The sequence below is a fragment of the Shewanella sp. Actino-trap-3 genome (assembly GCF_002836275.1).
Taxonomy (GTDB): Bacteria; Pseudomonadota; Gammaproteobacteria; order Enterobacterales; family Shewanellaceae; genus Shewanella; species Shewanella psychromarinicola.
Window position 1 is genome coordinate 2220511 of record NZ_PJCE01000001.1, and the last position, 20235, is coordinate 2240745.

Here is a 20235-nt window from a genome sequence, read left to right on the forward strand (position 1 = left end):
AGTGTACCGAATCAACTTGGATTAAACAGTTAGCTAAATGAGACAAATGCTGCGATTTTTGCCATGAGTGTTCACTCAGATTTACGACTTTAGGCAATTTGGTAAACGAAGTGTTTATTAATTGTTACAGTATCGATTAGGCTGGGGTCTAAGAGATGCGCTTGATCAAACTTCAGCCGAATATTAGCACTGTATAAATAGATGTAAAAGTTAACCGCGGCAACGATTCTAGACAACCTTAAGTAATCAATTGCTGCCACTTAAGCATGACATGGTTTGGCCAACATAACCTCGGTTTGGGATAATAAACGGCTTTGAATTAACCCTTGTCTGTTACCAAAAAAAGGCATAAATGGCAGTATAAATAAAGCTCAGACTTAAGCCATGCCCTCCCCCAATAACATTGAGGCCATAGAAGATAATTAACTCCGAAAGTAATGCTAACGACCTGTGGGCTTAGGCGCACATTTACCCATATGCAGGGAGTAAAACCTCCATGATGCCTGGAATATCATGGACTGAGACAGCGCAACTTATCGACCAAGAAATGACAACTTATTGGCGAAGGTGTAACAGCGCGGCTAAGTCACTTCACATATGTAGTCGGGTAAATTGTCGCTGTAACCGATCAAAAATCATCACTCAGCATAATATTGACCGTGCCCATCACCGCGAAACCATTAACTTGACTAATGATTAAACGCTCAACATAACGACACAAGCAAAACAAACTGGTAACTATAGCCTTACAAATCAAACAATTAATTAAAACCTTGATCAAAAAATTCATTATCGAGCACAATTATTTTTTATACTGACTAAAATTGAATAATCAATCTTGGTTGTAAGCTGGTCATACTGAGTTAAACCGATAACGATATGCTGTCTATCTGCTTAATTAAATAGTGAAAAATGGCAATAAGCTCAATCAAACACCACACAACTAAGCGCGATAATGTTGACTAACCTGCAGATAAACATAACCCTTTTTATAACATTCTCGACTGCTAAAAAGGAATATTTGCAGATTAAATCAGCAACAAATTAAGTTGATCAACATCACAGTTCCCATTTGAGAAGTCCTATAACAATCGAGAATATGCATGTTTATATCATTATGTTACCGTGGCGCAATGCTAAATTAGCCTATACACAAGAAAATTAGTCAATAAAAATTAGTTATTACAATCAAGTAAATGAGCCTAAATCGGGCGGCAACTAACCCGGCGTCTGATTTTCCCCTTAAGACAAACTGAGGTGAAATATGGATATATCTAACACGTCGCGCCGGACCTTTATTAAGCAATGTGTGATTGGTGGAGTCGCCGTTTATTCAGCGCCTTTACTGTGGGAAATGAGTCGGGCCAATGCGTCTATCGTTTCTCCTGAACTGGCAGCCCAATGGCAAACTCAGATTAATGGTCAATCCAAACCCAAGTTTCGCAACGATGGCATAGCCAAAGTGACAGGCCAAAAAGTATATGGCCGAGACTACCGCGCAATGGACATGGCAGGCTGGCCAAAACAGCAAGGCTACGCTTTTATCTTGCGCGCCGCCGATGCATCCCATGTTTATCAAGGATTTTCCCTCGACCACCTCCCGGCTTCGGCTAAACCCTATAAAGTGATCACTGCGGCGGATCTTATTCGCGACAAGGTTAAGCTGCCCGAGTTTTACGGTGACAATATGTTACTGTCAGAGGGACAAACCGCAGATTATCTTGGTCATGCGGTTGCGATATTATTATTCGATAGTTTTCCTGCATTTAAACAAGCTAAGTCATTGTTGCAGTTCGACAAGACCTTATTGCGTTTTGGTGAAAAAACGCCCTTTGTGTCAGACACTAAAGACCCTTATGCCAGCTGGCGTCTTATTCGGGTTGAAGGCGAAAATGGTGCCCGTGAAGATACTTATAGCCCACTACACGATGGACTATTTTTCCCCAGCGTTAAGCACCACAAACCGGTATGGTCAGGTGATGCTAATGCTCAAGGCTCGGTTTCTGAGCGCGGGCTGTATTATGCTGGCGAGATAGAAAAACAGATTTCGAGTGCCAAAGCAGATCAACAGTGGCAAGTATTAGAGCGCGAATATCGCACTCAAATCATCGACCCGATGATGATGGAACCAGAAGCCTTTAACGGCTGGTTTGATGCTGCTAGCCAAACCTTTCATACGGTTATTACCTCGCAATCGCCACAAGACTTTCAAGAGATGGCCGTACACATGCTGTCATCTGGGCCACTGGCGGGCAAGGTTAAACATCTAGTGGTGCATTCGCCTTATATTGGCGGCGGTTTTGGCGCCAAAGATCATTCGATATTTCCTTATTATGGCGTGCTCGCAGCCATCTATGCCAACGGCCCTGTGCGCTTAGCCAATGACCGCTTTGAACAATTTCAATCTGGTCTTAAGCGTCACCCTTTCACGATGAAGAGTCGCTTAGCCGTCGATAAAGCGACCCTAAAAATCCAAGCATTAACCTCACAGATGACAGTCGATGGTGGCGGTCGAGTCAATTTTAGCCCGTCGGTGACCTCCGTTGGGGCGACGGCGATGCAAAGTATTTACTACACGCCACGCAATGATATTATCGCCACCGCCTATGCATCACGTAACCCAGATGCAGGCTCGATGCGCGGTTATGGCACGTTGCAATCGATGACGGCAATGGAGGGCATGATCCACGAAATGGCAGCCGAGTTAGATGTTGATCCGTTTAAACTGCGCGCGGCTAACGTGATGGAGTCTGGGCAGCGTAATACCCAAGGCGCTATCCCCAATGGCACACTAAGATATCGTGAAATGCTCGACATGGCAGAACAAGACGCGGTGTGGCAAAACCGCGCAGCCAATAAGACTCGTTATGAGGCTAAATACCCTGGCATGCGTTATGGCGTAGGCTTTGGCATTGCCACAAAAGATTATGGTACAGGTGCGGCGGCGCCAAGTGCGGCGGTTAGATTATCTAAAGACGGTAAAATAACCCTGGATATCGGCTTTATCGAAATGGGCACTGGTACCCAAACATCTCAAGCCGTGATCGTCAGCGATGCCTTAGGCAACTTTGCCCATGAGGTAAACCTCGCCAAGATAGACATCTGGGATGCCATGCAATTAGTGCAAACCGACAATCCTTATATTATTTCACAGCAACGTCAAGATGAAATGACGGCTAATCCACGTTGGACGCCAGTAAAAGCAATGGCATCGTCGGCGTCTATGTCGGCCTATTACCAAAGCCATGTGACCCGCATTGCCGCCGAGATTATCTATCGCCACGGACTCTGGCCTGCGGCTGTGTCTATTTGGAACGAGTTGTATTTTAACACCCCAATGGGCGCAACCAATCTCAATCACGCTCGCGACGGCCGCTGGGTCGACGGTAAACTTACCGCTATGGGCTTCCCGCCACTGGCGATCGATATTCTCGCTAAACGCGCCCACGACATGGGCTTAGTGGTTGGCGTAATGGGCCATGCCTTTAATCGCTGGGCTTGGGCCGAAGCTGATTTTGAGATCCTTGGCACCAAAGAACGCATTGCACTGGATGCGTTGGCGCTGCAATACGGCGAAAGTAATCAATATCATGGCAATGCTGCTCGCCAAGCCAGTATGAATTCCAACGGTTATCACTTAATCGACCGTCAAGCTATGCGCTACCCTAAGGCCGAGCTTAATAATGCCATGGTGACTTACTATGCCCCGTGCGCAACCTTGGTTGAAGTGGCGGTAAATGAAGGTAATGGTGAAGTCACACTGCTGAGCTCTCATACTTGGTTAGAAGCCGGTAAAGTGATTGTGAATGAGTTAGTTGAAGGACAGATTCAAGGCGGTCTTGCCATGGGGATTGGCCATGCTCTGCATGAGGAATTACCGCCATTTGAAGCTGGGGCAGGTAATGGTACTTGGAACCTCAATCGTTATAAGGTGCCGTTAGCAAGGCATGTTGGCGTTTGGAGCCAGAGACATACCATCTTAGCGCCATTATCCGAAACAGATCCGAATCGCGGCATTGCCGAGGTGGTGATGATCCCTGTCGTTTCCGCACTGGTTGAGGCCGTTTATCAGGCTACCGCAGTGCGCTTTTACGAATTACCAATGACAGCGAAAAAAATTAAGGAGGCCATGGCATGAGCCAGTCAATTGAACTAACTATTAATAACCAAGCCGTTGGCCCGATTGAAGTCGGCGATGGCGTCATGATGATTGAATTCTTGCATGAATATTTAAACCTTACCGGCACTAAGTTTGGCTGCGGCGCAGGTGTATGCCATGCCTGCACTGTGATAGTTGACGACAACCTAGGAGTGAGTGAGGTTGTACGTACTTGCATCAATGGTGTCGAGCGTTTCAATGGCAAACATATCCGCACAGTAGAAGGTCATGCCAAGCAGAACGCCCAAGGCGAGATCACCGCGCTTAGCCCTGTGCAACAAGCCTTTTTGGAACATTTCTCGTTTCAATGTGGTTGGTGTACCTCTGGCTTTGTCAATGAATCGACCGCACTGCTAGAACGACTTGAGCGTAAACCTATCGCCAAAGATCAAGTTGAACACGTAATAGAAGAGGCCTTGAGTGAACACGTATGCCGCTGCACTGGCTATGTAAAATATTATGCGGCGATGAAAGATTTGATCCTCAAGACTGAGGGGCTAACCCTGTCATGAAACCATCATATTTGAGTTATTTAGCTCGCTTTAACAAGGCTCGACATCAGCTAAGTCAGGATCTATTACTAACCTTGGGTTTGAGTTTATTGGCATTTTCCTGCAGTGCTGCCAATGACGCAGGCGAAGGCGCAATAGAACGTGGCGCTTATTTGATGAAAATAGGCGACTGTGTGGCCTGCCATACGAGTGTTGGTGGCCGTGAATTAACCGGTGGATTGCCATTCGAAACCCCGTTTGGGGCGGTGTATTCGACCAATATCACCCCAGACAAAGATACCGGTATTGGTCAATACAGCTATGATGACTTTTTTGATGCCATGCATCATGGTGTCGGCATTAACGGCAATCTGTATCCTGCGATGCCCTACACTTCTTATAGTCTGTTAACGAATGAAGATACTAAAGCGATTTACGCCTATTTGATGAGCACTAAACCCATCAAGCAAGCTAATCTCGACAATGATGTCTCTTTCCCCTTTAACGTACGATTTGGCCTCAAGGCATGGAATTTAGTCGCCCACGATGCCGAGGTATTTGCCCCTAAGCAAGACAAGAGTGAATCTTGGAACCGCGGTAATTACTTAGTCAATGCTTTAGGCCATTGTGGTGAATGTCACACGCCAAGAGACAGCCTATTTGCCATGGAGCAAGACAAACACTTTCAAGGTGCTGTCATTGAAGGGCTAGAGGCATCGGACATTACGCCAGCCGAGCTTAATCGACAAAATTGGACTCATGACGATTTAAAGTCTTTGTTTACTGAGGGTTATTCTCGCAAGGGCACCGTCTTTGGTGGCATGTATCCCGTGGTGTATCACAGCTTTAGTCATTTAACCGATACAGACATGTTTGCCGTTAGCAGTTACCTGCTCGATACCGACGAAAAGATCGAAGCGAAAGCGCTTACCTTTAACGGCCACCAGCGTGAACTGCCAGGGTATAAGCTGTACAAGGGATACTGCGCCGGTTGTCATGGTCAAAAAGGTGAGGGTCGACCTAATGTTGCTCCGGCAATGGCCGGTAACGCCACATTAGGTAAAGCCAGCCCACACAATATCGTTGCTGTGATGCTAAAAGGGATAAAGAGTCAACATTACAACACCACCACCAGCTTTTATGCCATGCCAGCTTATGCTGATAAGTTAAGCGACGAGCAGCTAAGAGATTTAGCCAACTATCTGCGAGTGACATGGAGTACTCAGCCAGGGGATCTAGATATGAACACTATCAATGATTTGAAAGAAGTGATATTCGAGCATGGTTAAGCGTTTGAATCATTGGTTTTGAATCATGTGAAAAGTAGGTGTTTACACAAAAGCCGACATCAAGTCGGCTTTTTATTTTAATAGCGATAGCGCTAAGCAAACTCTTGAGCAGTTATCGGCAAAGGGCAAAAATTCATTTTGGCTAAAGCCATGAATCTATACTAAGCCCGATTGACCTTGTCATGGCTTTCGCCTAATAAGATATTAGCCAAAAAGATTACAACACATCGTTAAGATCTTGTATTGCATCGATCACCATACCAGTACCAATGCTAATCAACAGCAAATCAGTACCCACACGGACAATCTTCTGTCCTTCTGGTGTGCGCCCTAGCTGAACGGTAAGTGCTGGAGGCACATCATAGTACACAACATCCGCAGGCAGATGTTGACCTTTATGCCATTGCTTAACATTACCCGGTGGTTGGCAGCCATTGTGTTTCTTGGCTAACCCTGGAGGACAATGTTTAGCATCACGGGTGGTATAATAGTAATTTTTAATCACTACCTGGCGATCATTACTAAAATAGACCTCGTAGTTACTGTCATTGTGATGTTCATGCTTTTTTTGATGTTTTTCAGATTTGTGCTTGCCGCTATTACCATGTGACTCGTGGTCTTTAGCAACACTTTGACCTGTAGAAAACACCATTAACGTGCTAAAAATGATAAGTGGTATTACATGACGATTCATAAAATTGATTCCTTTGCGATTAAATAGGCGCTTGTCATAATGCTTAACGAGCGATAATGCCTTACCGATAAAAAAAACCAAATACGATTAGTGATACGGTTACTATAGGTGCAAATGTAGTCGTATTCAGCGCAATTGTCGACACTAATTTATATTATCGATATCAGTGTTAAAACCCGCATCGGCGACAACAAAAAACACCTCTGTTTTAACGTTATATCATCCCTTAACTCATACCCATTTAATTAAACCACAATACAAAAAAGCAGGTAAAGCCCGGGGTCAATATCTAACCAGGTTTGAAAAAACCAACCATTATCTTTGTTGCAATGCCAATTGTGAAAACAAGACCCCTTGCCAGCCATGTTGCATAAATTGACGAATATTATGGTGGTCAGTGCCCTTTGGCGTCGCCATAACATCTCGATAATGTTGACCAAACATAGTCAACGTTTGTGGTACAGTTAATTGGTGAATTTGCCCAAAAGCCAATACCTTACATGAGCCAGAGTTCTGTCCTGCCTCATTAAGTTGAGCGCCATTTTTAAATGCACTTGGGCTGTAATCATAATGGGCATCAATCAATAGCATAGTATCTTCAAAGCGCACCAGATCAGCTCGCTCAGTTAAAGAGGATATAAATTCACTAATTTGTGTTGCTGCCATAAAGCACACCCTACCCTTGATAAAATAAAACTTAACTCATCCAAATCATATTCCACAAAACAATAACAAAATAGCGGCACTTACTATAGTGAATAAGCCTTAATCTAGAAGCATGAGCGCCTAAAAACAAGTCAAACCGTTGATTTAAAGTTAATTCACTTGAACACAGCAAAGCTAAATATTAATGGAATAAAAAAATAACGAGACGATTGCGATATTGGCTCAAAACGGCTAATGAAAAAAAGCGGCAGCGACCCCCTTGGCGACCTTGTCGTTTTGATAGCGCTTAGGAAAATGATGTGCGGCTGGGTCAGTTCTTCTATATAGAGTACAGAGGCAACAGCCATAAAAGAGAACCCTAACCGTTAACTTAACTTCATTGCAGCAAAATCTGGCCTGGGTAGCTTATCCAAAATACTGTATAAATACATCACCACCAAGGACAATATAGCACCGATAATAAATAACCAATATCCACCGAGATGATCCAAAATAATCCCGCCACCCAATGGCGCAAACGCAAAGCCAATTTCATAAAATGATGCCGCGCCAAAATACGCACCACGCAAATGCTTAGGGGCTAGCCTGTCAATGTGCACATTCATAGTCGGGAACAAAATGGTTTCGGCTAGGCTCATGACAATAACGGCGCCAATCCAGCCCCAAAATAAATCGATAGGGTTATACGCTAACCAAACTTGTGAGCACACCAATAGTATCAGTCCAAACTGAATACGATGAACCAAACTATAGCCGGCCATTAATCTTAATAGTAAAAATTGGGTTGAGATGATCACCAATGCATTAGTAAAAATCATCGCTGAAATCAATGTCAGTAAATTAGGTGCATTCGCGCGGGTGAGGTATTGGATAAGCGAACTGTCCATTTGCGCATAAATGAACATACACAAAATATTGGCAACGATAAGACATTGGAGCAATTTATCTTGCTGTAAAATAGTTATTATTTGCTGCCGACTGATGAACGCAGGTTTACGCTTAACCGCAGACGTTGCATCACCCATGGCAGGGATAAGCTCATCGGGCACCTGTTCTGTTGTCGATGGGATGGTTTGACAAGCTTGGTGCCTAAAGCCCCAAAATAACAATCCCAGCAATGCGGCAAAAGCGACGGCAGTAATATAAAAGCTCGATTGTTTACCCGTTAAGCCTAGCCAAACACCTAACATGGGGCCGACAGCGCAGCCCACGTTAACGACGAAATACAATGACTGCATCGCCAGTTCACGAGTTTTAGGGTCATCAATGATGTCACCAATAGTAGCCGACGTGAGTGGTCGCCATAACGAGGTGGCAATCGAACACAGTGTCATCACCACCACATAGCCTTTGACTGAATCAACTTGTGCCAGCAATGAAAACGAGATGATATAAAGCACACCCGTAAGATACATGAGCTTGTGGCGACCGATCCGGTCAGACAATGCACTCCCCATAAAACTGGTAAATACCGAAATAATCGCTGCACTCGACAGTACTAAGCCTACTTCAGTGGCGGTTAAGGCAAATTTTTCATACAAGATAACAGCCAAAAAGGGCCACACCATGTAATAACTGCCACGGGTAATAAATGACCCAAACAATAATATCCACATTAATCGTGGAAATTGCTTAAACCGCGCTAAAGAAACATCGCTATGCACTTTTTATCCTTAAAGAGTGATGCTGAAATGGATTATGACAGACTAAATTGATGGGACTGATGTGACTATAGGGCTAATCCTAACGGCATTTACGCGGGTGAACCACTATTTATTACCTAATCCTATGTTATTAGTGATCATATAATCTAATAGCTGTTTTTCATCGGTTCTATTTGACAGCGATAAGCCTTTAACCACACCTTGTTGATCGCTTTGGTTACGGTGCTGCCCTAATTTTTGCTTACCTTGTAACTCATCGATGACAATCTTAAAACCAACAATACCCTTGGCTAATTTTTGTTGGTAATCATCGGGAATAAAGCCACCACTTTGTAGCAATGCAGGTTCATATTGTTGAATGGTAGATTCGAGTACTTGTGCGGTGGTCGCATCATCGGTTAATTCAATGATGCCTTTTGCATGTACTACGCTGTAATTCCAAGTCGGAACGGCTGGATGTGAGTCATACCAGGTGGGGGAAATATAAGCATGTGGACCATTGAAAATGCACAGTACTTTTGTGTTTACTATGTTTTTCCAATGGGAGTTACTACGAGCAAAATGGCCATACAAGGTACCATCTTCACCTTCAGAAGACACAAGCAACAGAGGGAGGTGAGATCCATCTAAATCAGTTGAAACCACTGAAGCAAAACCATATTGACGAATAAACTGGTGTATTGACTCTTTAGATCCCATATCCCACTTATCCGGTACTTGCATAATTCACTCTTTACTAAAATAATCGATAACGTCTTTATAGTGAATCTGACGACTAAATACCATCGTTTTATGGGTTTATATCGATTATTACAAATGGCCGACTTTAACTAAAATCACCGTGTCTTGTTCCACATAGGGATTGTGCTGACTTAAATGCGGGCTGCGGATCCACGTACCAGCAGGATAACGGCCAAGCTCATCGATAAACTCTCCGCTAATCACGTAAATCTCTTCACCGCCAAAATGACGATGGGGTTGAAAATGAGTCCCTGCTGGCCACATCACTAATGCCGTAGATTCGGTGCCATGTTGATGTAGCGGCATAACCCGTAATTGGCCTTGACCCGGCAACCAATCAGCGTTGTTGGTATTAATAGCCACTTGCTCAGAGTCACTCTCTTGAAACTGGTGCAGCTTAACCAATAGCGTGCAGCCTTGTACGCTAAATGGCGCATGAACAAAACCTTCAGGATTACGCAAATACGTGCCGGCGGGATAATCACCGGTTTCATCAGAGAATACACCTTCGAGCACTAAAATCTCTTCACCTAATGGATGAGGATGTGAGTTAAATTGAGCACCTGCTTGATATTTAACAATACTGGTGGCATGTCCGCGCTCGGCTTCTTCGCGCGCTAAGCGTTTACGTAAGACCCCTGCAGCAGGACTGTTTTGCCATTCAAGTTCAGCGCTATTGATCACAACTCGCTGGCTAAAATCCATGTTTAACATATTGATACCTTTACAACCATGATTGCTAATAGCTTAGAGCGAAATCAACTCAATGAACAGCGAGTACCAAATGGTTTAATAGGTACTTTAAGGTGCTTTTTATTGATTAATAAGAAGAAATTTTCTATAAAAAAACCTGCAAATACAATTTACAGGTTTAATGATGAACGAATGCTTGAATTGGTTAACTTGCTGAATTATTGGCTGCCATTTGGCGTTGTTTTTTATACGCTTTAGCCGAGGCAGGAATGGGCGTCGTTCTGCCAGTTTCCAACCATTTCTTAAGTCGATTAGCATCGGCCATATGCGTATATTTGCCAAACGAATCTAACACCACAACCGCCACTTTACGTTTATCCATTTCCGTTAACATCACTAAGCAATGCCCTGCTTTGCTGGTATAACCGGTTTTGGTTAACGCAATGTTCCAATTATCTTTAAAGACCAGTTTATTGGTATTTTGAAAATCCAGTGCATAGCGTGGGCGTTTAAAAATAACGTGTTTTTTATTGGTTGAACTGAGCTTACCTAAAAGCGGATATTGCTGGCTGGCTTTAAGTAATAAAATAAGGTCATTCGCACTCGATACGTTTTCAGGTGATAAGCCGGTAGGTTCGACATAATGCGTTTGGGTCATTCCTAATGCGATTGCTTTATCGTTCATCGCTCGAACAAATGCCTTAAACCCTCCAGGATAATGATGAGCAAGCGAGGTTGCAGCACGATTTTCAGAAGACATGAGTGTCATTAACAACATGGTTTCACGGCTAACTTCACTGCCTAATCGTACACGTGAATAGACATTACGCATCACGGGTGAGTCAGTAATTTTAACCGATATTTTTTCATTTAACGATAATTTGGCGTCAAGGGTCACCATGGCGGTCATGAGCTTAGTCACTGAAGCAATGGGGACCGCTTGGTGTGGATTACTGGAATACAGCACTTCATTGGTTTTTAAGTCGACTAACATCGCACTGCTTGATGCTAACTCTTGTAATGATTGTTTTTGAGACACGGGTTCAGCAACTACCGAGGAGCTAATAACGGTATTTGAACATAATAAAGCGCAGGCAAAAAAGAAACGGAGTTTCATTATTCTCACTTGAAAAATAAACCTAATAAGTCCCTTGAGTATACGATAAAGGATTAGTCCGACAATAGATAAATAATCACTATTAGTGGGTTTGTAGTGAATGTTAGTGCATTTGTTGCCGCTCCAGCAAAAAACATAAATAATAGCGAGTACTGAGTTATGTTCACACAAGCCAAGATACACACTATCGAGCAATAATGTACTCGCCAGATGAGGCATATCAACAATATACTAGTTAAGCATTTGTCATCGTTTCGCGGTACGTGAACGACCCCGCGACATCGCTTCGCTCGGATTTCGCTCAAGACCATAGCAAACCAATATCCGCTTAAAGCTTGTCGAGACCCTATGACTTAAGTGACATTATCTGGCTATTATGGTGAAGTCATTAAACTGGAATGGAGCGTGACGTGGCTGCGCACCTTTGACGATAATTCCGCGATAATAATTCCGTGATGGTGCCCAATGCCGAGGCATTAAAAACCGCAATATGTAACGCTAATAGCGGTGCTTTAGATGAAATGGTTGTCGTGAGTTTTACGATTCCGATAAATGCAGATCACCAAAAAACCATTGCTTTGGCTAGGGAAGCCACTCAATGCTCACCTTATACCTTTTTAAATAAACCTATTGTCGTCAATTTGGGTAACGAGCACGGCTTTGGGCAGTTTTTTACACACCATTACCGTTAAAGCGTATGTGATGGACGTGAGGTTAGAAAAAAAGTTTATGAGTGTCATCAATATACGAGTACTTTCAGCGTTTAAAAATGCTAAATTTTATGATACATAACAAACGGTTCTTCAGTGATTTACGCTATAATAGACCCAATTGTTAAAATGGAGAATATGACTATGACACAAGATGAAATGAAAAAAGCAGCAGGTTGGGCTGCACTACAGTATGTCAAAAAAGACACCATCGTAGGCGTCGGAACTGGTTCAACGGTTAATCACTTCATTGATGCATTGGCAACAATGAAAGACGATATTGAAGGTGCAGTATCAAGCTCTGAAGCATCGACTAAAAAACTCATCGGACTTGGCATTGAAGTGTTTGACTTAAACAGTGTTGATTTGATTGATGTCTATGTTGATGGCGCGGATGAAATTAACGACCGCATGGACATGATTAAAGGCGGCGGAGCCGCATTAACGCGCGAGAAGATTGTCGCAGCGGTAGCAAAACGGTTTATTTGTATTGTGGATAATACCAAGCAAGTACCTATTTTAGGTGAGTTTCCATTGCCGGTTGAAGTGATCCCAATGGCACGATCTTATGTGGCACGAGAATTAGTCAAATTAGGTGGCGATCCGGTTTACCGTCAAGGCGTGGTGACCGATAACGGCAATGTGATTTTAGATGTGTACAACATGAAAATTTTAGATCCTAAAGTGATGGAAACTAAAATTAACGCGATTGTAGGCGTGGTAACCAACGGCTTATTTGCTAACCGCGGCGCCGATGTATTGCTAGTTGGCACCCCTGATGGCGTTAACACAGTAACCTTATCATAACCGACAGTGGTGACTTTTTGTGTTGCCACTTAAGCAATACCAATCCTATTGAATATGTGATCGTTCAGCGGGAGTTCAAAGTGCTGTAAGTAAGGCAGATGATTGAAGCGAATAGTGATTCCATTTCTAAAGCATCTAACGAAGCATAACGTACTTTGAAACCCGCCAGAATAGAGTCACTCCGTCGTTCCACTTCCGCGTTGCATTGATTTAAATGGGATAATCATTTCGGCATCAATGCGCCTTAAATCAAACCCCTTAGCGACCCCGAACTGATCAGATATTTAATCAGCTTGGTATAGCACAATAGTCAAAACATAAAACGGCCTAACTTCAATGCTAGGCCGTTTTATGTTATTGGTTCACCCGTTCAAACCCTACAGACTAATCAAAAACAACCTCATTAATTAACTCATTGTTTAACTCATTGTTTAACTGATTATTTAACATCAACGCGACTGGCATAAACTTATTTAAAAGCCAATATACACCTTTTGCCTACTTGAGAATGTCAAATATTAGTCAATTATATTGTATGTGTTGTGACAATAAGGATGCTCCCCATTAAGCCGCTAATCACAGGGCCGTTAACCCAGCTAGCTGCCGCAGCCCTTGACGATAATCAGTTAGTCGCCATGGCAAAAACCGGTTGCGAACAGGCCTTCGCACAACTTTTTCGGCGCCATCACCAGCGGGTGTATGCCATCTGTTTTCGATTAAGCGGACAAGCTAGATTGGCAGATGATATGACGCAAGCGTGTTTTATTCGTTTATGGTTCAAACTGGATCAATTTAGAGGCGACAGTCGATTCACTACCTGGTTGCATCGCTTATGTGTCCGCCAAGCCATTAACGAATTAAAAGTGCAACAATCATGGTGGCAACGGTTTTTACCCATGGAACAACTTGACCCACTTGACGCACCTACGGTGGATTTTGATGACTATCATCAGCTCGATAAGTACATAGCTAAGTTGCCCCAACGCACTCGCATTGTCTTTGTTCTTTGTGCCATCGAAGGCTATCAGCATAATGAAGTCGCCGCATTGCTCAATATTGCCGAAGGCACGAGTAAAGCGCAGTACCATAATGCTAAACAATTATTACAAGAGATGCTTGAATAAGTCATTCACAGCAAGACCTTGAAAGCTTAGTCAAATCGATGTCATCACAGATGAAGCCTGTAAAAGATTGATAGCCAGGTATTGCATCGCAATTAAGCGCTAAACCTCAACAACAAAAATTATCTCTTGGGCTTTGGCTTATAGCGGCAAGTATTGCAACCCTGACTCTGATGGCCGTGTGATTGTCGCAACAACCGCAAATACGGCATTAATGCAGCAAACTGGCGCAATAAAGACAACCGGCATTTTTATAGATATAAACTAATAGATTCAAAAAATACCGCTACACGGATTTTACTTCGGCTGCGGTTAAATGACGCCATTCACCTGCCGCTAAGTCAGCGTTTAACTCGATACTACCCACAGCTTCACGGTGTAAATTAACCACGTTATTACCGACAGCGGCAAACATGCGTTTAACTTGATGGTACTTACCTTCGCTAATCGTCAATCTCACATGGGTGGGATCAATAATATCGAGCAAGGCAGGCTTAGTGAGTCCATCTTCATTGCGCAGCTCAACACCATCGGCAAATATTTTTATCAAACTGTCATCAATGGGATCGGCTAATTCCACTAAATAGCGTTTGCCACAATCTTTCTTTGGAGAGGTAATTTTATGTGACCACTGACCATCGCTGGTTATTAAGACTAACCCGGTAGTATCAACATCTAATCGACCTGCAATGTGTAACGTGTCCATTTTTTCAATATCAATCAAACTCAATACCGATGGATATTGTTCATCAATGGTTGAACAAATGGTGTCTATTGGTTTGTTTAACATGATGTAACGCTCGCCAATCACGCTAATTAAGGTACCGTCTAAATGCACCGCCATTTGCGGAAGTACCTTAAAACCAGAATTTTTCACCACCACACCATCGCAGGTAACGTCACCACGATGCAGGGCTCTCTTGGCGAGCGACCGAGTCAGTTCGGTACTTTCACAGATAAATTTGTCTAAACGCACAATGATTACTCAATCAAAAAATATTGACACTATTATGCTGCTTACGCACTTAAATAGAAATCAATCGCAGATATTTTTCACCTCCACGGTAATTTTTAGTTACACATACTCACAAAAAACCCTGTAAAAATCACTTTGTTTGGCTTGTTTTATAGACGGTTAAGGCCTTAACATACAATTCACAATAAAAGTAATAGCTTTTCCCTTTGGATAAAGGGGTTATTACTCAATTATGCAACACAGTCTGCAATACCCCATTGAAGGGTTCTTTAAATAAAGCAAAGGAAACAACATGAGAAAACTGGTTATTGGAGGTCTATGTGCCTCGTTAATTGCAGGCTTAAGCGCTTGTAATAATGAAAAGGCAATAGTTGCACCTGCAGCAGACGTGGCTAAAACAGCCACTGCCACTGCGGTAGCACAAGCCCTCACTTCAGGCATCAACTTTGACAATATCGACAAGTCTGTTCGCCCTCAAGACGATTTCTACATGTATGTTAACGGCGCGTGGTTGAACAAATCTGACATTCCAAGTGACCGTACCAGCATCGGCGCTTTTTACGACTTACGCGAAAACGCCCGTGATGACGTTAAAGCGATTATCGAAGACTTGAGTGCAACACCTAACTTAGTCGATGGTACTGACGAGCAAAAAGTAGCTGATTTATATCGCTCATTTATGGACGTTGACACCCTAAATAAATTGGGTATTGCACCAATTCAAGCTGAATTAGATCACATCGCCGCCCTGAAAGACAAACAAGAATTAACCGCTTTTTTTGGTGAAAACCAAGCTAAGGGTGGTGGTACACCTTTAGCCTTTTATGTTGACATCGATGCTAAAGATTCAAGCCGTTATGCCACACACATTTATCAGTATGGCTTAAGCCTGCCTGAGAAAGATTATTACTTTAACGACTCAGAGCGTTTCGTTAATATCCGTAAAGCTTTTGTTGAACATGTGGAAAAAATGTACAGCTTAGCTGGCTTGCCAGACGCAAAAGCCAATGCTGAAGCTATTTTAGCGCTAGAAACCCAAATTGCAGAAAAGCATTGGGACGTCGTTGAAAATCGCGACAGCACCAAAACCTACAACCTATACCAAGTTAGCAATCTGCCAGAATTGGCCTCAGAAATTAACTGGGATGGCTATTTAGCAGCGTTAGGCGGCGACAAGCAAACTGATATCATTATCAACCAACCAAGCTATATCCAAGGCTTAAACGAGGTCCTTAAAAACAACGACCTTGCGACTTGGAAAAACTACATGACTTGGATGACATTGACTCACAATGCCAACAATTTATCTGAAGCATTAGATAACGAAAACTTTGCGTTTTTCTCTAAGACTCTAAACGGTCAAGAAGAGCAAGAACCGCGTTGGAAGCGTGGCGTTAGCACCGTTAGCGACACGTTAGGCGAAGTTGTCGGTAAAGTGTATGTGAAACGTCATTTTGCGCCAGAAGCCAAAACCCGTATGGAAAAGTTAGTTAGCAACCTAAGCGGCGCTTATAGCTCAAGCATTGATTCATTAGATTGGATGAGTGCAGGCACTAAAGTGGCAGCAAAAGAAAAACTGGCTAAATTTAATCCTAAAATTGGTTATCCAAATAAATGGGCTGATTACACTAAATTAACCATTCAAGCAGACGATTTAATCGGTAATGCTAAGCGTGCCGCAGTGGTTCAGCATAACAAAGACATCGCTAAGCTAGGTCAACCAATCGATAAAGACGAGTGGCACATGACCCCACAAACGGTTAATGCTTACTACAACCCAACCATGAACGAAATCGTTTTTCCAGCGGCAATTTTACAGCCTCCGTTCTTCAATCTTGAAGCCGATGACGCGGTAAACTATGGTGGTATTGGTGCGGTTATCGGCCACGAAATGGGCCATGGTTTTGATGATCAAGGTGCGAAATTTGACGGTGAAGGTAACATGCGTGACTGGTGGACCGAAGCTGACTTAACAGCATTTGAGTCAAAAGGTAATGCGTTAATCGCTCAGTATAATGGCTATCAAGTATTTGACGACCTAAACGTCAATGGTAGCCTAACATTAGGTGAAAACATTGGCGATTTATCAGGTGTCACTATCGCCTATAAAGCTTACAAAATGTCACTTAATGGCAAAGAAGCACCGGTCATTGATGGCTTAACCGGCGATCAACGTTTCTTCATGGGCTTCACCCAAATTTGGCGGGTAAAGATGAAAGAAGAATCACTGCGTAACCGCGTTGCAACTGATCCGCATTCACCTGGCCACTTCCGTGCTCTTGGTTCGCTATCGAACATGCCTGAGTTCTACAGCACTTATGACCTGAAAGAAGGCGACAAGATGTATATTGAACCTGCTAAACGTGTAAAAATTTGGTGATTCAGACGCAGTGAAAACTGATTAACGTCACAATTCCTCATAAAAGGGCATCATTTGATGCCCTTCTTTATTAAACCTTGTTCATTCAGCCCCTATTCAGCCAAAAAGCGGTACATTGAGTTACAGACATTACGCTGGAGCTATTCAATGAATAAGTTATTTCGTACCTTTTTTATCTTCTTAATTTTACTGTCTACCCGTGGTGCTATTGCTCAACCTAACGAGGTTAAATATAACAAGTTAGCCCAGCCTTCAGACTTCAGCCAAAAATCAACTAATGATATTGAGCAGCTATTGGCGCTATATGAGCACGACGCTGACATTGTCGTACAAGATACCGATAACTTACATGCTCTGATGACACGAGCACCATTAGCGCAGCAAGAACTCATTGACCTACTGCACGTTATTAGCCAGTCAAGCAACACTACAACCATTATTCCTGCCATTAAAAGTTATCAGCGTGCGGCCCAAAAAGTGCAAGCAAAATTCAATGGCGACGCCAGTCAGCTGACCGATATAGCGCGAGCCAGTGTGGTGGCCAATGACGTTAAAAGCTTATTATCAAGTTACCATCAACTGCGTCAACACACCGAAATAGTGCAATTAAAAAACCGCTTTTCTCGCCCCAAAATGTCAGGCTATCGTGACTTAAATGTATTAGTAAAATTGCCCGCAAGCCAAATGGTGGTTGAAGTACAGTTTCATTTAAATGATATTGCCGACATTAAAAGTGGTCCAGATCATCATATTTATGAGCATATTCAACAGATAGAGTCACAAGCCAAAGCAACCTCTAGACGGTTAAATGATATAGAACAAGCCATGATAGCCAAGCTTCGTCAAGACTCGCACAAGCAATATCATAAAGCGTGGTTAAGTTATAAACGTCAAAGTTTATATGCTTCACACAGACAAGTTGCCTAATATTAAGACCCTCCTTAAGCGCTCATATGAGCGCTTTTTTTTTGCCAAATAAGATCCACTACAATCACATCTGCTATACTCGCGCCCATTACGATACGATCTGCTGGACAATGCTATGAATGACATTATCGAACTGCTACAAGAGTTAAGTGAAACTGTACCCGTGCCACTCGAATTGCCCACCTTTGAGCAACTTGTCGAGGTTGAAGAACAGATCTTAATTGGTTTGCCCAACGATCTAAAAGAATTCTTATTGTATGGCAGTGATGTTATTTATGGCACGCTTGAACCCGTTACCGCTGCGGATCCTTACTCGCACACTTATCTACCAGAAGTCGCCTGTTATGCTTGGTCTATTGGATTGCCCCGTGAACAAATTGCCATTTGCCAAATCGGCGATAGCTTTTATTGTATTGATGAAGAAGGCCAAGTGAAGTTTTGGAAAAAAGGCCGATTTAGCGACAAAGTCTGGGAATCATTTTGGCATTGGGCCGAAGATGTGTGGCTTAATCGATAAGCTAATCTGTTAACCCTATCTGTTAACCTTAAGTTACGGTTAAATAAACAAATAAATAAACACTAATGATGAGAACGATCATGTCGAAAAATACCGGTTTAAATGCGATTGAAATCCAATGTTTGCGTCAGTCTTTAAGCCTAACAACAGAACAAGTTGCTAGCATCACTAAGACCAGTAATGAAGATGTGATGTCATGGGAGTCTGGTGAGAAAGAAGCGCCTATTCCCGCTCAGAAAAAGTTGTTAGACATCGATGATATTATCGAAATGCAAGTGCTCAATACCTCTGATGGCATTGAAGAGCTATTTAAAAAAGAGCCTAAACGTCGTTTAGCGTTTGTGGTCTATCCAACTCAGGCTCTCTATACCCAATACAATCCTGAATTTTTAAGCTCTTTGCCATTAACTGAACTGTACAATGCAGCAGCTTGGCGTATTAAAAAAGAATGTAAACTCGTACTTGAAGTGGATGTAAGCTTAGTCGCACTCGATGCCGAAGCCTATAAAGCTTATCGTGCTGATAACGGCATGAGCGAAAGCCGAGAAAGCCGTGCTAAATGGGCGGCGACTCAGTTATAAAAACCTCCATTTTGACGGTCAATAACTAAAAGGAAGCTTCGGCTTCCTTTTTCATAACGCTTATTTAGCGACATCGGCAAGTGCTACTGTTTTGGCTAGCGCAGCGGCCAAAGCAGGACGTTGCTTTAGTCGATCGCGATAGGCGGACAACTTTGGCGGCAGATGTTGCTCGAATCCCAAAGCCCAACCTAAGGTTTGTGCGAGTAAAATATCGGCAACCATAGGCTCGCTGCCACATACAAACCCAGACTCTGGTATCCAAGTTTCAGCAACCGCAGCCGCTTGATCAAACTCCCATTTGGCCACAGCAAACATCGCGTCTACGCGCAGTTCTTTTGGTAACGCAAAACGATGCTTACCCATACTCCACAGCGGTTGTTCAAGCTCACTAATCACAAAACTCATCCAGCGTTCATGAATACCTGACTCTTGAGAACCTGTTTTTGGCAACCATTTACCTTGGCCGTACTTTTCCGCTAAATAACGCATAATGGCCGCAGATTCGCTTAACACGAAATCACCCTCTGTGAGTACTGGCATTTTGCCACTAGGGTTAAGGGCTAAAAATGCGTCACCTTTATGTTCACCATTAGCAAAATCGATAGCATGAAACTGCCATGCAATACCTAACTCTTCTAAAAGCCAAGATACCCGTAGCGCACGACTTTTTTGGGTTCCGTATAACGTAATCATTTAGGTTCC

At 43.1% G+C, this 20235-nt stretch carries 17 protein-coding genes; 9 read left to right on the forward strand and 8 right to left on the reverse strand.

From position 1 onward, the window contains the following. Positions 1–1264 precede the first annotated feature (1264 nt). The 3 genes from CXF80_RS09435 to CXF80_RS09445 are packed head-to-tail and all read left to right on the forward strand — an operon-like array spanning position 1265 to position 5939. Complete coding sequence (locus tag CXF80_RS09435) at positions 1265–4138, forward strand: xanthine dehydrogenase family protein molybdopterin-binding subunit (protein ID WP_101032634.1); 2874 nt, start codon at positions 1265–1267, stop codon at positions 4136–4138. Continuing rightward, positions 4135–4671, forward strand: coding sequence for a (2Fe-2S)-binding protein (locus tag CXF80_RS09440; RefSeq protein ID WP_101032635.1), 537 nt, complete (start codon positions 4135–4137; stop codon positions 4669–4671). Before CXF80_RS09435 ends, CXF80_RS09440 begins: the two co-directional genes overlap by 4 nt. Then, positions 4668–5939, forward strand: a complete 1272-nt coding sequence (locus CXF80_RS09445; RefSeq protein ID WP_101032636.1) for a cytochrome c — start codon at positions 4668–4670, stop codon at positions 5937–5939. The genes CXF80_RS09440 and CXF80_RS09445 overlap by 4 nt, the downstream gene beginning before the upstream one ends. 217 nt (positions 5940–6156) lie before the next feature. Here CXF80_RS09445 and CXF80_RS09450 read toward each other — a convergent pair whose 3' ends face one another. The 6 genes from CXF80_RS09450 to pbpG all read right to left on the reverse strand — a co-directional run bounded on the left by CXF80_RS09450 (position 6157) and on the right by pbpG (position 11514). Then, the gene (locus CXF80_RS09450; RefSeq protein WP_101032637.1) at positions 6157–6633 is read right to left on the reverse strand and encodes a hypothetical protein; all 477 of its coding nucleotides are present in this window, start codon (positions 6631–6633) and stop codon (positions 6157–6159) included. Positions 6634–6948: 315 nt separating this feature from the next. After that, positions 6949–7299 (reverse strand): HopJ type III effector protein, encoded by a 351-nt coding sequence (locus tag CXF80_RS09455; RefSeq protein WP_101032638.1) that lies wholly within the window; start codon positions 7297–7299, stop codon positions 6949–6951. A gap of 365 nt (positions 7300–7664) precedes the next feature. After that, the gene (locus tag CXF80_RS09460; RefSeq protein WP_101032639.1) at positions 7665–8963 is read right to left on the reverse strand and encodes an MFS transporter; all 1299 of its coding nucleotides are present in this window, start codon (positions 8961–8963) and stop codon (positions 7665–7667) included. Between the two features lie 105 nt (positions 8964–9068). Next, on the reverse strand, positions 9069–9686 hold the full coding sequence (locus CXF80_RS09465) for an FMN-binding negative transcriptional regulator (protein WP_101032640.1): 618 nt from the start codon (positions 9684–9686) through the stop codon (positions 9069–9071). 87 nt (positions 9687–9773) lie between these two features. Then, the gene (locus tag CXF80_RS09470; RefSeq protein ID WP_101032641.1) at positions 9774–10418 is read right to left on the reverse strand and encodes a cupin domain-containing protein; all 645 of its coding nucleotides are present in this window, start codon (positions 10416–10418) and stop codon (positions 9774–9776) included. Positions 10419–10602: 184 nt separating this feature from the next. Further along, positions 10603–11514: a D-alanyl-D-alanine endopeptidase gene (gene pbpG, locus CXF80_RS09475; protein WP_101032642.1), complete on the reverse strand. Its 912-nt coding sequence runs from the start codon at positions 11512–11514 to the stop codon at positions 10603–10605. A gap of 854 nt (positions 11515–12368) precedes the next feature. On the opposite strand from pbpG, the gene rpiA reads away from it, so the two are divergent. Together rpiA and CXF80_RS09490 are read left to right on the forward strand one after the other, a co-directional pair. Beyond that, positions 12369–13031, forward strand: coding sequence for a ribose-5-phosphate isomerase RpiA (rpiA, locus tag CXF80_RS09485; RefSeq protein ID WP_101032643.1), 663 nt, complete (start codon positions 12369–12371; stop codon positions 13029–13031). Positions 13032–13585: 554 nt separating this feature from the next. Continuing rightward, positions 13586–14155 (forward strand): RNA polymerase sigma factor, encoded by a 570-nt coding sequence (locus CXF80_RS09490; protein ID WP_164839521.1) that lies wholly within the window; start codon positions 13586–13588, stop codon positions 14153–14155. A gap of 283 nt (positions 14156–14438) precedes the next feature. Here the strand turns inward: CXF80_RS09490 and rsuA are convergent, their stop codons facing one another. Further along, on the reverse strand, positions 14439–15128 hold the full coding sequence (rsuA, locus tag CXF80_RS09495; protein ID WP_101032644.1) for a 16S rRNA pseudouridine(516) synthase RsuA: 690 nt from the start codon (positions 15126–15128) through the stop codon (positions 14439–14441). A 292-nt stretch (positions 15129–15420) separates the two neighbouring features. Here rsuA and CXF80_RS09500 point away from each other — a divergent pair, with 292 nt between their 5' ends. The 4 genes from CXF80_RS09500 (at position 15421) to CXF80_RS09515 (ending at position 19533) form a co-directional block, all read left to right on the forward strand. Beyond that, positions 15421–17508, forward strand: a complete 2088-nt coding sequence (locus tag CXF80_RS09500) for a M13 family metallopeptidase (RefSeq protein ID WP_101032645.1) — start codon at positions 15421–15423, stop codon at positions 17506–17508. 147 nt (positions 17509–17655) lie between these two features. After that, positions 17656–18435, forward strand: a complete 780-nt coding sequence (locus tag CXF80_RS09505; protein ID WP_101032646.1) for a GTP pyrophosphokinase — start codon at positions 17656–17658, stop codon at positions 18433–18435. A 115-nt stretch (positions 18436–18550) separates the two neighbouring features. Then, positions 18551–18952, forward strand: coding sequence for an SMI1/KNR4 family protein (locus CXF80_RS09510; protein ID WP_101032647.1), 402 nt, complete (start codon positions 18551–18553; stop codon positions 18950–18952). Between the two features lie 80 nt (positions 18953–19032). Next, positions 19033–19533, forward strand: a complete 501-nt coding sequence (locus CXF80_RS09515; RefSeq protein WP_101032648.1) for a DUF4447 family protein — start codon at positions 19033–19035, stop codon at positions 19531–19533. 60 nt (positions 19534–19593) lie between these two features. On the opposite strand, the gene CXF80_RS09520 is transcribed toward CXF80_RS09515, so the two are convergent. Continuing rightward, a complete protein-coding gene (locus CXF80_RS09520; RefSeq protein WP_101032649.1) occupies positions 19594–20226 on the reverse strand; it encodes a glutathione S-transferase family protein in 633 nt (210 codons plus the stop codon). Positions 20227–20235 lie beyond the last annotated feature (9 nt).

Excerpts from the sequence above, each read along its gene's own strand:
- CXF80_RS09515 (WP_101032648.1), top strand. The coding sequence starts at position 19,033 with ATGTCGAAAAATACCGGTTTAAATGCGATTGAAATCCAATGTTTGCGT.
- CXF80_RS09505 (WP_101032646.1), top strand. The coding sequence starts at position 17,656 with ATGAATAAGTTATTTCGTACCTTTTTTATCTTCTTAATTTTACTGTCT.
- CXF80_RS09445 (WP_101032636.1), top strand. The coding sequence starts at position 4,668 with ATGAAACCATCATATTTGAGTTATTTAGCTCGCTTTAACAAGGCTCGA.
- CXF80_RS09520 (WP_101032649.1), bottom strand. The coding sequence starts at position 20,226 with ATGATTACGTTATACGGAACCCAAAAAAGTCGTGCGCTACGGGTATCT.
- CXF80_RS09455 (WP_101032638.1), bottom strand. The coding sequence starts at position 7,299 with ATGGCAGCAACACAAATTAGTGAATTTATATCCTCTTTAACTGAGCGA.
- CXF80_RS09490 (WP_164839521.1), top strand. The coding sequence starts at position 13,586 with ATGCTCCCCATTAAGCCGCTAATCACAGGGCCGTTAACCCAGCTAGCT.
- CXF80_RS09470 (WP_101032641.1), bottom strand. The coding sequence starts at position 10,418 with ATGTTAAACATGGATTTTAGCCAGCGAGTTGTGATCAATAGCGCTGAA.
- CXF80_RS09510 (WP_101032647.1), top strand. The coding sequence starts at position 18,551 with ATGAATGACATTATCGAACTGCTACAAGAGTTAAGTGAAACTGTACCC.
- CXF80_RS09440 (WP_101032635.1), top strand. The coding sequence starts at position 4,135 with ATGAGCCAGTCAATTGAACTAACTATTAATAACCAAGCCGTTGGCCCG.
- CXF80_RS09465 (WP_101032640.1), bottom strand. The coding sequence starts at position 9,686 with ATGCAAGTACCGGATAAGTGGGATATGGGATCTAAAGAGTCAATACAC.
- rpiA (WP_101032643.1), top strand. The coding sequence starts at position 12,369 with ATGACACAAGATGAAATGAAAAAAGCAGCAGGTTGGGCTGCACTACAG.
- CXF80_RS09500 (WP_101032645.1), top strand. The coding sequence starts at position 15,421 with ATGAGAAAACTGGTTATTGGAGGTCTATGTGCCTCGTTAATTGCAGGC.
- CXF80_RS09450 (WP_101032637.1), bottom strand. The coding sequence starts at position 6,633 with ATGAATCGTCATGTAATACCACTTATCATTTTTAGCACGTTAATGGTG.
- CXF80_RS09435 (WP_101032634.1), top strand. The coding sequence starts at position 1,265 with ATGGATATATCTAACACGTCGCGCCGGACCTTTATTAAGCAATGTGTG.
- pbpG (WP_101032642.1), bottom strand. The coding sequence starts at position 11,514 with ATGAAACTCCGTTTCTTTTTTGCCTGCGCTTTATTATGTTCAAATACC.